This window comes from Hymenobacter sp., assembly GCF_036387835.1.
In the GTDB taxonomy this organism is placed as follows: Bacteria; Bacteroidota; Bacteroidia; order Cytophagales; family Hymenobacteraceae; genus Hymenobacter.
Window position 1 is genome coordinate 1 of record NZ_DASVSY010000004.1, and the last position, 12,206, is coordinate 12,206.

9 protein-coding genes and 1 pseudogene are annotated in these 12,206 nt (G+C 53.0%); 1 reads left to right on the forward strand and 9 read right to left on the reverse strand.

The window, feature by feature from the left end; all coding sequences use genetic code 11:
• Window positions 1-216 precede the first annotated feature (216 nt).
• The 9 genes from VF639_RS00480 to VF639_RS00520 all read right to left on the reverse strand — a co-directional run bounded on the left by VF639_RS00480 (window position 217) and on the right by VF639_RS00520 (window position 10,882).
• Window positions 217-1,368, reverse strand: a complete 1,152-nt coding sequence (locus tag VF639_RS00480; protein WP_331143934.1) for an acyltransferase family protein — start codon at window positions 1,366-1,368, stop codon at window positions 217-219.
• A gap of 82 nt (window positions 1,369-1,450) precedes the next feature.
• Window positions 1,451-2,599 (reverse strand): cytochrome-c peroxidase, encoded by a 1,149-nt coding sequence (locus VF639_RS00485; protein ID WP_331143935.1) that lies wholly within the window; start codon window positions 2,597-2,599, stop codon window positions 1,451-1,453.
• A 134-nt stretch (window positions 2,600-2,733) separates the two neighbouring features.
• The gene (locus tag VF639_RS00490) at window positions 2,734-4,017 is read right to left on the reverse strand and encodes a hypothetical protein (protein WP_331143936.1); all 1,284 of its coding nucleotides are present in this window, start codon (window positions 4,015-4,017) and stop codon (window positions 2,734-2,736) included.
• A 114-nt stretch (window positions 4,018-4,131) separates the two neighbouring features.
• Window positions 4,132-5,193, reverse strand: a complete 1,062-nt coding sequence (locus tag VF639_RS00495) for a cytochrome-c peroxidase (RefSeq protein WP_331143937.1) — start codon at window positions 5,191-5,193, stop codon at window positions 4,132-4,134.
• Between the two features lie 19 nt (window positions 5,194-5,212).
• Window positions 5,213-5,989: an MbnP family protein gene (locus VF639_RS00500; RefSeq protein WP_331143941.1), complete on the reverse strand. Its 777-nt coding sequence runs from the start codon at window positions 5,987-5,989 to the stop codon at window positions 5,213-5,215.
• 598 nt (window positions 5,990-6,587) lie between these two features.
• Entirely contained in the window at window positions 6,588-7,115 is a 528-nt protein-coding gene (locus VF639_RS00505; protein WP_331143938.1) for an NADPH-dependent FMN reductase, read from the reverse strand.
• Window positions 7,116-7,277: 162 nt separating this feature from the next.
• Window positions 7,278-8,033 (reverse strand): succinate dehydrogenase/fumarate reductase iron-sulfur subunit, encoded by a 756-nt coding sequence (locus tag VF639_RS00510; protein ID WP_331143942.1) that lies wholly within the window; start codon window positions 8,031-8,033, stop codon window positions 7,278-7,280.
• Between the two features lie 224 nt (window positions 8,034-8,257).
• The gene (locus VF639_RS00515; RefSeq protein WP_331143939.1) at window positions 8,258-10,192 is read right to left on the reverse strand and encodes a fumarate reductase/succinate dehydrogenase flavoprotein subunit; all 1,935 of its coding nucleotides are present in this window, start codon (window positions 10,190-10,192) and stop codon (window positions 8,258-8,260) included.
• 12 nt (window positions 10,193-10,204) lie between these two features.
• On the reverse strand, window positions 10,205-10,882 hold the full coding sequence (locus VF639_RS00520) for a succinate dehydrogenase cytochrome b subunit (RefSeq protein ID WP_331143940.1): 678 nt from the start codon (window positions 10,880-10,882) through the stop codon (window positions 10,205-10,207).
• A gap of 253 nt (window positions 10,883-11,135) precedes the next feature.
• Here VF639_RS00520 and VF639_RS00525 point away from each other — a divergent pair.
• Window positions 11,136-12,206: pseudogene (locus VF639_RS00525) on the forward strand (hypothetical protein); the annotation flags it as partial.

A 12,206-nucleotide genomic window follows, 5' to 3' on the forward strand; every position in this document is an offset into this window, starting at 1 on the left:
GGAATCTCAGCGGCCTTCTTGTTGATTATGCGCAACGGTTAATCAGCTAGGGCTTCTTCAGTGAATCTGTCGGTAGTCCTGCTGAATCAGAAGCAGATAAGCGTTTAGGTAAGTCGGGCTCTCGGTCAGGGCTGAGTTGACGGGTGGAGGAAATAGTAGAGCATGAAGTCAGTTGACTTGAAGCGCAGGCTAGTAACAGCAACACAAGGGAAGGCTTCATGAGACCTGAGCTGAGGATAAGCGCTGCCGAAAAGCTGTTGGCTGCTGGCGAATCAGGTTGTTGAGTGGCTGCTCTACGAGGTAGTGCAAGGCTACAGCTAACAGATTCAAGAGTAGAAACACAGAGAGCAAGCTTAGCCACTTGTTTTCGAATGGAATATAGCCCTGCAAAAACTGCGCGACAACGCCAAAGTGAATCAAGTAGAAGATATACGAGCTTTTCCCCAATACCTGCAAGAGCGCGCTGGAGAGCAGCCGTCGCAGCCAAGTGCGCTCGGTAAGTAAACCAGCAAAGAGGATGGTGATGCCGCCTGGTAAAGCCACATTGTTGAACATGACCCCAAAAGGGTGCTCTTGCCCATAAGCATACGGTCCGCGAATCCAAACCAATCCGACCAAAACGACACCGATTAACAGGCAGCCAAGACTGGTGAGCAAACCCGGAATGGCATATCCGCGGAGTCGGCCTCGCCGGTACCAAAGAGCCAGTTGAATACCAGCAAAAAACTCGACGCAGCGCCCAAAAAACGTGAAGAGGAGCATAAACTTGAAGTTGGCAAACAATCCATAATATTCAAGTGGGCTCAACAGCAAAACCAAAGCGCCGCCGATTGCCAACAAGCCAAAAGGCATAAGCCAGAGTCGAATCCGGTGATGCGCTATCAGCCAGAAGATTACGGGTGCCAGCAAGTAGAAGCATTCCTCCACGGTGAGCGTCCAGCCCGGTGCTATGCCCGAGTAGATGATAGCCTCGAAGAAGCCCCGCAACAAGAGAATATTAGTTGTCCAGGTCACCAGATCGAACGTATCCTCGGTGTGATAAGACCATGCGAAACTGAGGCACGTCAGCAGAAAATACATCGGGTAGATGCGGGCAAACCGGTTGCGCAGATACTGCTTCCACCACTGACTTGTCCAACGGATACTTTCGGCATAGCGTAGCGTAATCAGGAAGCCGCTGAGCACGAAAAAGATGGGTACCCCAATATGGAATTCCAGCAGCAGGTAGTGAAATAGCGGATGCGAACCCTCGGCCTGGAAAGGATTGAAGTGGTGCAGGAACACCATATAAGCCGCCACGGCCCGAATGCCAGTGAATGCAGGTAGATAAGAAGTGGCAGCGGAGGTTTGGGCGACTGCAGGCGGCATAGAAACAAAACGAGGATATTAGCTAGCGGGCAAGGTACCTCGTTTTAGATTGACCTGAAATCAAGCCCAACAATCTGCTTACTCAAAAGGGATTCGAGAAGCGCGCATCTTGGATGAAAGTGGAATCAGTAAGTGTCTTCAGGAATGCAACGAGCTGCCGCTTCTCGGTAGCAGTAAGATCGAGCTTGGTGCCGCCGGGCGTGTTGGAAAGCAGTAGAATTGGATCGGCACTGTTGGTATCAATATGCTCATTGTAATGATCCACTACTTCCTCCAAGGTCTGAAAACGGCCGTCGTGCATGTAAGGTGCAGTGAGAGCAATGTTGCGTAGCGTGGGCACGCGGAATTTACCCCGGTCGGCTGCCACGCCCGTAACATTAAAACGGCCAAGGTCGGTGGAGACGGGCAGACCATTGTTGAAGTACTGTGTTAAGCCGCCGGGCGCGGTGAAGTTGGTAGAGGTAAACAGAAAGTTGTTGCCGTTGTGACAATGGTCGCAAGAGCCACCGCGGGCCAGGATGTTGCCGCCTTCGCCCGGATGGTTAAAGAACAGCACCCGACCGGCCCGCTCGTCAGCCGTTAATCGGGCGCCACCGGGCAGCAACGACTTTTCGTAGCGCGTATTCGAAGAAATTAAGGTTCGCTCGAACTGCGCCAGCGCCTTCAGCACGTTTTCTTCGGTAATAGTGGCTGAGTTAAACGCGCTGGCAAACAGCGGCGGATACAGCGTGGTCTGCTGCAGCTTGCGTACACCATCGGCCAAGCTCTGGTGCAGCTCAATAGGGTTTTCAATAGGAGTGCGGGCCTGCGTTTCGAAACTGTTAGCTGAGCCATCCCAATTTAACTTAGGCTCCCAGAGCAGATTCACTAACGACATGGTGTTGCGCTGGTGTGCAATACCATCGACACCAATGGCCCGCACCCGGCCGTCGGTAAACGCTTTGCTTTGCTGGTGGCAGCTGCCGCACGACATGGTGTTGTCGCGGGAGAGGCGAACCTCGTAGAACAGCTTGCGGCCCAAATCCACGCCTTCCACCGTCAGGGGATTATTGGTGGGTATCACAACGCCTTGCGGCAGTTGCGTAGGCAGCGTCAGGTTATAAGGCGTTGCCGGCGTGACGGGCGGATCTACTGGTGGCTCAGGATCTTTTTTATCACAGCTAACAGCAGTTAGCAGCAATAGGGCTGGTAGTAACCAAAGATATCGACGAGTGGTGGCAACCAAGAGCATACGGGAAAAGCAGATAAACCGCTACCCTAAGATACTGGTTTGCCGCCACAGAAGCCGCCGATTTATTAATCCGTTCCTATTGCTTTGCACTTCGTGCCAGGTTCTGCGTTTCGCCTGCCCATATGCAGCAGATCTTACTGGCGTGTTTGTTTATCAGGATTGGAATTCAGGCGGAAGCTGAGCGCTGTGCTGATACTCCAGGGCCGAATGCTGTAGATGATGCCGTCGTAGAAGAAGCCTTGCTCTGCATACAGCCGGCCGGAAACAAGTAAGGTTAATCGGTCACGACTGAGACCAGTTTCTAGATAAGGCAAGAGGGAACCGGTTAGACCCCCTAAGAAAGGATACTGTTGATTGCCGAATTGTAGCGCGGAGAACTGGTTGTGGTAGCTATTGATTTCGTAGCCGCCTCCGACCATCAACTTATAACGCGCACCTATCGGCACAAAGCCCCGCAATCCGAGTTGTAGATTTACCAGAGTGCCGTACCATTCAAAACTGCCGGTATTGGAGCTGAAGCGCTGCCCAAAAGGCATGGGCTTGGAACGACCAAAGCGCGAGGCAAGTACGGCTGTATGCAAGGCCAGTCGCCGGCCCGGGTTAACAATATCAATGTAAGCACCGCCTAATGCGTGGCCCTGGCCATCGGCATTGAGGCCGCCAAGTGTGGGTGAGATACTCTCCTTGCCGTCCAGAACTAGCGAGTTGAAGCGGAGTCCACCCACAACCCCAATTCGTACTGCTACTTTGCCCCGACGGCGGTCAGTGATAATTTCTTGGCCATTTAGTCGAGCCGCCGAACACTGCTGGTTGTACGCTTGCACAACGGCCTTCATACCGTCAGCCGTGAAGGGAGCCTTGGCGCTGACTTTAGTGGCAGCTTCACAGTCGCCGAAATAGCGCAGCAACTGACTTTTGTAATCATTGCCATCGGCAACGCGCATAGTGCCATCCTGCTTAACTAAATAGTTGCGCTCAGTCATTTCCATGTAGGGCTGGCCTTCACGGCGGACAAAAAAATGGTTGACGTTGGTAAGCGTTACACCTAGCAGCGTAGCAGGCCCAATAACCAATACATCGGCAAAAATCGAGTCGGATTGCTGATTGGAAATGGGAGCGGTGGGTAGATTAGTTACGGTGGTCGTTGCTGTCCGGTCAACAGGTAGCCATTCCTGCCGGAGTAGCCGGCCGGTAGCCAGATACATACTGCGAAGCTGACGAGTAGAATATGTAGTGAGACGACTGGTACTGGTCGAACGGAAGCGAACGGTAGTTGGTGGGTCTGCCCAGAAAGCGTTTTCTACTTCGCCCCGGAGCGTGTCCCCATTGCTTAAAACTAAATAACCGGGTTCAAAAACCTGGCTTTGCGCCAGCTGCGCGTTGAAGAACAGGATGAATAGGAGTAGAACGTAGCGCATCGAGTATAAATAAAGGAGCGCTAAGCTAAATAAATAGTTTCATGGTTGAGGTACTTCACTGTTGGTATAAGCATAAGGCACTTAACTTAAGGTAGGTTGTTGTTGCAACCAGGACTATTGCTTGGCTAGCTGTGGATCATGCAAAAACTGCTCGTCGGAAAGCGTAGCCAGAAAAGCCAGCAATTCTTGACGTTCCTCAACTGAAAGAGGAATACCGAGTGCACGGTTGGGCTGACGCAACTGCGCGTCGAGCGTAGCTGACTCCACCACGCCGTGGTCGTAATGGTCGAGCACTTCGGTTAGAGTGTTAAAGCGACCGTCGTGCATGTAGGGCGCCGTCAGCGCTACATTGCGCAGACTAGGCACCTTGAAGCGGCCGGCATCGAGGCTGCTGCGGGTGATGTGCGCCCGGCCTGAATCTAGTGGAAAGCTCCGGTCCAGCCCGTTGTTGCGAAACGACTCGTCGGTAAATAGCTCGCCGGCGTGGCAGCTGCTGCATTTCTGGCGCAGCACGGCCAAGCCGCGCAACTCTGCTTCGGTGAGGGTGCCGCCAGCTTCGTGGCGGGCGTAGTGGTCGTAGCGGGAGTTGCTGGAAGTAAGTGAGGCGGTGAACTGCGCTAGCGCCCGCAGAAATTGGTAGGAATCGATGGGGCCGGTGCCGCCGAAAACCTGCGAGAAGCGACGCTGGTAGTGGGCATCCGCATTAAGCTTGCGGAGTACATTGTCTACTGTCTCGTCCATCTCCAAGGGGTTGGTGATGGGAGCGAGGGGCATCGTTTCAATGTTTTTGGGGCCTCCATCCCAAAAGAAAGTAGACTTCCAGCGTAGGTTCTGCAGGGCGGGGGCATTGCGAGTGCCTAGCTGGTTGTCAACCCCCGAGCTCAAACGGTGCCCCGCATTGGCAAAAGCTACAAATTGCTGATGGCAACTACCACAGGATACTTCTCCCGTGCGCGAAAGCCGGGAATCATAAAACAGAGCACGGCCTAACTCGAAAGCAACCCGAGTGGGCGGGTTTTTCTCCACACCATACACCGGCGCCGGGAAGTTGCTCGGCACTTCAGTGCCTGGCACTACCTTGCCTGGCAACACGTCGGCATCGGGTTGGCAGCTTACTACCAACCCGATCAAGCCTGGTAAAAGCCAAGTGGCCAGAGGCGAAAAAGCGAATTTCACGGCTAGTAACCTTAACAGGCTAGTTGCTGTCGATTTGGTTGACGGTGAACATGCCGCCTTCTTGGTTATCGGCTATCTTGGCCGCACTCTCACCCCCCATTACATTGTACACGTCTTTAAAAAGGATAGTGGTTGTACCAGTGAACATTCTCAGAACATCCGCCCTTAGACGAATCTTTGGAGTTCGGGTCTGCCGCACCTGAATAATCTTGTTATTCATGGCTGGCGATACATTCCGAATGGTATTGTGGGGGGGCTGAAAGCCTGCGATGTGAAAAGCCAGTGCCTGATTTGGCGACTTACTAGAGCGGCCTTCTAGCTTGGTGAAGATATAGCCAGAATCCCAGGACCAGAACATATCACTGACGGCCAGGGCTCCTGTTTGAGCGCCTGCTGTGTTGCGCGCAGCATCTACGCCAAGGATGAACGTCAACTGAGTGTAGTCGCCGGCTGGTACGTTGGGAATAGTGAATTTGCGCGATTGGTCGCGTTCCTGATCAACTAGATAATAGCTTTCCGGTTGTACGAATTCAGTGCCGTCGGCACGCTTCAGCTTGATGTTGGAGATATAGTAACGGAAAATCGAAACCGTGAAGTCGTCGCCAGAGGGGGTAAAGTAAGGTGCCCGCCGGTTCAACTCCAAAGGACTATCGCCTACTACGTTCTCGAACTCTATATTTAAATTCCCTACCATATCGGTAGGGGTAGGCATGTCTGTATCGTCTTTGCAAGCTGTGAAAGCAACAGAGGATGCCAGAAAAGAAAGACAGAAAATGGTGTACTTCAAGAATTTCATCTTCAAGATTTTTTGGGTAAGAGTTATCTTCACTGGCACCAATAAAACCAGTGGACAAGCTGCGGTGGCTTACGTCTCAGTCTGTTAAAACAAGTAAGACGGTGCCAGCTAAGTCCGAAAAGTTAGAGGATGAAAAACGCTCTGCGAAGGCGTTGAAGTATAATACACTGTGGCGACAAGCGCAAAATGTAACGAATTAAACCAGCCTAACTTTGGGGTGGACAATTGATACGCAGAAGGCAGTATTACCTCGTATTTCAATTTAACGAATCCAGAAGCGGGAGCCTCACTATCTGAAGTGGAGCTTTTACGTAACTGCTTCGCTACATGATGCTTATCGTTACTATGCAGGGCTAGATTTTCCTTGTTTACGCAAAGCCGTGATACGCTCCTTGTGTGGCTGATAGTCCAGCACGACCAATTCCCGACCAAAAGGCTGAAGCAGCACCAGCACGGTTAGAGAAAAGCCAGAAAACGAGTCACGGACAACAGAGCAACAGCAGCCTACACGAATATAGCCAGTAATATCCCTAAAAGGTTCAAGCAGAGCTGTCTTATGGGCTAGTTCAGCTTATAGAAGTATTCAAAAAAAGTTTTTTCAAAAAGCTAGCAGTTGTTCTACTTGCTCTTGTAGCAATTGCTGGTAGAGAGGATGATCCAGTATGCCTTCCTCATTCAAGTATTTGTCGATAAATGGGAGGCGTACGCGCGCCGGTAACACGGCCGTGCCCAGGTACATGAGTACGTCGGTGAGGTGGCTTAGAGCCAGCAGGCCTCCTTGTCCCCCTGATGACAGGCCAATCAAAGCTGCTTTCTTGCCACGGATTCCCCCTGGATAGGGCAGGCCATCAATAAAGGTTTTCAACACCCCTGGGTACGAGCAGTTGTACTCGGGTACTACTAAGACTAGCTTGTCGGCTTTGCTTGCTAACTCGGCTAAATCATTGAAGCCATCGTGGTGACCAGAATTATCATAGAGGGCCGAAACGCTTACGTCAGCAGGCAGCAAGGCCAAATCCAGGAGTTGGCATTCTGCATTATGGCTGCGGAGTAAGCTTATATACAAGTCGGCAATACGACGTGCCCGCGAATTGGCCCGATTGGTACCAGCAATAACTGTTATCATGAAAAGGAAAAGTTAATGAGCAGTTAAAGGTAGAGCGCTCAACCTGAACAGTGAAGCAGCTTTGTAAGCTACTAGTTGAACTGGTTGAAAGCGCAAATAAAAAAGCGAAACGGCAGGCCGTTTCGCTTTCCAAAAAGTTAACTAAACAACAACTAGCATTACCTACGCTAGGTTATTGGACGTGGCTTTAGCTGACAAGAACTCGCGGTTGAGAATAGCAATGTTTTCCAAGGAGATGCCTACGGGGCACTCGGCGGCGCAAGAGCCTATGTTGCTGCAAGCGCCGAAGCCTTCCTTGTCCATTTGAGCTACCATGTTTTCCACGCGGGTTTTGCGCTCTACATGGCCTTGTGGCAGCAAAGCCAGCTGGCTGACTTTAGCACTCACAAAGAGCATAGCCGAGGAGTTCTTGCAAGAAGCTACGCAGGCACCGCACGCAATGCAGGTAGCTGCCTCAAAGGCCCGGTCAGCAATTTCCTTCGGAATCGGAATTTCGTTGCCGTCAGGAGCGCCACCGGTATTCACGCTTACATAACCACCGGCTTGAATGATCCGGTCGAAAGCAGAACGGTCTACGCTCAGGTCTTTGTTGATCGGGAAAGACTGTGACCGCCAAGGCTCGATGGTAATAGTGTCACCATCGCTAAACTTGCGCATGTGCAGCTGGCAGGTAGTAGTGCCTGCCTCGGGGCCGTGCGCCCGACCATTGATGAAGAGGTTGCACGAGCCACAAATGCCTTCGCGGCAGTCGTGGTCGAATGCTACGGGCTCATCGCCTTTGCGGAGCAAGTCCTCATTCAGCACGTCGAGCATTTCCAGAAACGACATTTCGGGAGAGATGTCGCGTACTTGATAATCCACGATTTTGCCGGTCGTGTTGCGATTTTTCTGGCGCCACACTCTCAGCGTGAGGTTCATTGGTTTGGCGTTGGGGTTACTTCCGGCCATTAGGGTAGAGGGTCTTAGGGTCTGGGGAACGTAGAGTCTGGCGTGGCATAGTATAGCATCAGCTCTAGGCCCTGGTCCCCGCAATATTATTTATGTAGAAAACAATTGGGGTAGCAATTAAGTGCAGAACTAGCAGCCAAGGTAGCTGAAAACTATACCTAAGTTTTCAGCTACCTTGGCTGGCAAAAGATCTACTACTTGTAGCTGCGCTGCGTGAGCTTCACGTTTTCGAAAGTCAACTCCTCCTTGTTCAAGATTTCAGGCTGATTATCGCCAGTGTACTGCCAAGCGGCTACGTAGGCGAAATTCTCGTCGTCGCGGAGGGCTTCGCCCTCTGGCGTCTGATATTCTTCGCGGAAGTGGCCGCCGCAGCTTTCGTTGCGGTGCAGCGCATCGTCTACCATTAGTTCGCCCAACTCCAAGAAGTCGGCTACGCGGCCGGCACTTTCCAGCATCTGGTTGAGCTCCTGGTCGGTACCGGCTAACTTCAGGTCGCTCCAGAACTCCCGACGCAGCTTCTGAATTTCCTGCTTGGCGTGCTGCAAGCCTTCGGCACTGCGGGCCATGCCGCAGTACTCCCACATGATGTGGCCGAGGGCCTTGTGGAATTCACCGGGGCTGCGGGTGCCATTAATGCTCATTAGCTTGTTGACGCGGGCCCGTACCTGCGCTTCCGCCTCGGCAAAGGCCGGGTGCTGCGTGGTAACCGGGGTAGGAGGCGTTTGGGCCAACTGGTCACCAATGGTGTACGGAATCACGAAGTAGCCATCAGCCAAGCCCTGCATTAGGGCCGAGGCACCAAGGCGGTTAGCGCCGTGGTCGGAGAAGTTGCATTCCCCGGTGGCGTAGAGGCCCGGCACGGTGGTTTGCAGATTGTAGTCAACCCATAGGCCACCCATGGTGTAGTGCACCGCCGGGTAAATGCGCATAGGCTGCTTGTACGGGTCTTCGCCAGTGATTTTCTCGTACATAGCGAAGAGGTTGCCATACTTCTGGCTCACCGAGTTGGCGCCGGTGCGCTTAATGATGTCGGCAAAGTCGAGGTACACGGCCAGACCCGACGAGCCTACACCGCGGCCTTCGTCGCACATTTGCTTGGCGTTGCGCGAGGCCACGTCGCGGGGTACCAGGTTACCGAAGGCAGGGTACTTCCGCTCCAGGAAGTAGTCGCGGTCTTCTTCGGTTATATCGTTCACCGTGATTTCGCCTTTGCGCAGGCGCTCCGCTATTTCCACCGTCTTCGGTACCCACACGCGGCCGTCATTACGCAGCGACTCCGACATCAGCGTCAGTTTCGACTGGTAGTCGCCCGATACGGGAATGCAGGTAGGGTGAATCTGGGTAAAGCAAGGGTTGGCGAAATAGGCACCTTTCTTGTGGGCGCGCCAAGCGGCCGTAGCGTTGCAATACTTGGCGTTGGTGCTCAGGTAGAACACGTTGCCGTAGCCACCGGTAGCCAGTACCACGGCGTGTGCCGCGTGCTGCTCGATTTCGCCGGTAATCAGGTTGCGCGTGATAATGCCGCGCGCCTGCCCGTCTACCACCACCAGATCCAGCATTTCGGAGCGGGTGTACATTTTCACCTTGCCGTAGGCAATCTGGCGCGAAAGAGCCGAGTAGGCGCCTAGCAACAATTGCTGTCCGGTTTGGCCGCGGGCATAGAACGTACGGCTTACCTGGGCGCCCCCGAACGAACGGTTGGCCAGCAAGCCGCCGTACTCACGAGCGAAGGGTACCCCTTGGGCTACGCACTGGTCGATGATGTTGACAGACACCTGGGCCAACCGATACACGTTGGCTTCGCGGGCGCGGTAGTCACCACCTTTAACAGTATCATAGAACAGACGGAACACCGAGTCCCCGTCGTTCTGGTAGTTTTTGGCGGCATTGATGCCACCCTGCGCGGCAATAGAGTGCGCACGGCGGGGCGAATCGTGATAAGTGAAAGCCTTCACGTTGTAGCCTAGCTCTGCCAAGGAAGCTGCCGCAGCGCCTCCTGCCAAGCCCGTACCTACCACAATGATGTCGTACTTACGCTTGTTAGCCGGGTTAACGAGCTTAACATTGAACTTATGCTTCTCCCACTTTTCGGCCAAGGGGCCTTCGGGAATTTTGGAATCCTGAAACATCAGCTAAGCAGATTAGGACTTAAAAATGAAGAAGTACAGCGGCATGGCCGCGAATCCAGCACAAACAATGATGGAAAAAGCGTAGCCGACTATCTTGATAACAGGCGTGTACTTGCGGTGGTTTAAACCAAGCGTCTGAAATCCGCTGGCGAAGCCGTGAAGCAGGTGGTAGCAGAGCGCTATTTGAGCCAGCACATAGAGCAATACATACCACCAGGTCTGAAACGAGGTCATTACCACACCGTACAGGTTCTTGTTGTTCTGCGAATCGAACGGCAGAGGCTCGTAGTGGAAGCGGTAGTAGAAGTTATAGAGATGCACAATTAGGAACACCAAGATAACAGAGCCAAGGAGTCCCATGTTGCGCGACTTCCAGTCGCTGTTCTGGCCGATGTTGTCGACCACGTACTTCTGACCACCGCGGGCCGCTTGGTTGCGGCGCGTCAGCATGATAGACTCGTAAATATGAAAGCCAAAACCAGCTACCAGGATGATTTCTGCTACCCGAATCAACGGGTTGGTACTCATGAAGTGCGAGTAGGTGTTGAAAGCCAAGCCACCATCACCTTTGAAAAGTTGCAAGTTGCCAATCAGATGCACGACCAGAAACGAGCAAAGAAAAAGCCCGGTCACGGACATGATTACTTTGCGACCAATGCTACTGGCAACCGTGTTGTTAATCCAACTCATAAAAGCTGCTAAAGGGGTTTGTTAAGGTCATTTGTAGCTGCCAAAGGTACATGGCAACCTACTAGGAAACAATTGAAATAAACTTCCTGGTTCACTCGTTAGCTTGTATGAATCAATATGCGGGCTACTCCGTTAGATAGGCCAAGTATGCTGATCTTCTTACCAACCTATAGGTCTGATTTTTGTTAGATTAGTCCTAGCGTTTCGCTCTTGGTTCAGCCCCTGGCTTTTCCCTTCCTCATTTCCCGCTTCTATGTTGCGTTCCTTACTCTTCCGCTTAGCTCGGCTTGGGGCACTGCTGTTGCTATTGGTGGGGTTGCTGACTTTGGCATTCCCAACTCAGGCAACCCACATCCGGGCTGGTGATATTCAATCAAAGATTGATACCACCGCCAACTTCAATCCAAGACGGGTCTTTTTCCGGTTAACACTCTATTGCCGAGACCCAGCCAGTGGTGTGCCGCCTCAGCCGACTGCTGCCATTTTCTTCGGTGACGGTACCTGTGACTTAAATGTGCCTCAATCGACCAACGTGCTCCTGCAGCCCGATGTACGACGCTATACTTACGAGTTTGAGCACACTTATGGAGCTCCGAGTCCAGCCGGTCGGCCCTACGTAGTTAGCTTCATTGGCGAGAACCGGAACGCGGGAATCAGGAACATGTCGAACTCTGTGAACCAGTCGTTCTACATTTCTACTACAGTTACCATCGACCCTGCCTTGCTGCAAAACCGTTCGCCTGTGCTGCGTCGTCCGGCCATCGACAATGCAGTGATTGGGCAGGTGTTTCAGCACAATCCTGCCGCGTATGATGCGGATGGCGACTCGCTAGCGTACGCATTGGTCAACAGCCAACAAGCCGGTACGGCAACTGCCGTGCAGAACTGCACGCCGGCTCCTACATCGGTTCCTAACTTCGTATTGCCTAACTCCCCAACCATCCCCGGTAACAATGGCCTGCAAGTTCCCTTCACGGGGCCGCCGGTAGGGGATCCTACAGCGCAAACTATTTTCCGAATCGACCCGATAACCGGGCAAGTGGTGTGGAATGTTCCGTTGGTGGCCGGCGAGTACAATTTTGCTTTAGTAGTCAAGGAATACCGTCGCACGAATGGGTTTGGCTTCCGCTTGATTTCTGAAGTCATCCGAGATATTCAAATTACGGTGCGGGCCAACCCGAATCGGCGGCCGGAGCTGGTGATACCGCCCGACCTGTGCGTGGTGGCCGGCACGCCCGTGGTGGGCAACGTGCGCGCCACCGACCCCGACAACAACCCGATCCGCCTCGCGGCCTTCAGCGGCATCCTGCCCCCGGCCACGTTC

Coding starts and splice junctions, on each gene's coding strand:
- VF639_RS00505 (WP_331143938.1), bottom strand. CDS start 7,115: ATGATAACAGTTATTGCTGGTACCAATCGGGCCAATTCGCGGGCACGT.
- VF639_RS00480 (WP_331143934.1), bottom strand. CDS start 1,368: ATGCCGCCTGCAGTCGCCCAAACCTCCGCTGCCACTTCTTATCTACCT.
- VF639_RS00485 (WP_331143935.1), bottom strand. CDS start 2,599: ATGCTCTTGGTTGCCACCACTCGTCGATATCTTTGGTTACTACCAGCC.
- VF639_RS00520 (WP_331143940.1), bottom strand. CDS start 10,882: ATGAGTTGGATTAACAACACGGTTGCCAGTAGCATTGGTCGCAAAGTA.
- VF639_RS00500 (WP_331143941.1), bottom strand. CDS start 5,989: ATGAAATTCTTGAAGTACACCATTTTCTGTCTTTCTTTTCTGGCATCC.
- VF639_RS00515 (WP_331143939.1), bottom strand. CDS start 10,192: ATGTTTCAGGATTCCAAAATTCCCGAAGGCCCCTTGGCCGAAAAGTGG.
- VF639_RS00510 (WP_331143942.1), bottom strand. CDS start 8,033: ATGAACCTCACGCTGAGAGTGTGGCGCCAGAAAAATCGCAACACGACC.
- VF639_RS00490 (WP_331143936.1), bottom strand. CDS start 4,017: ATGCGCTACGTTCTACTCCTATTCATCCTGTTCTTCAACGCGCAGCTG.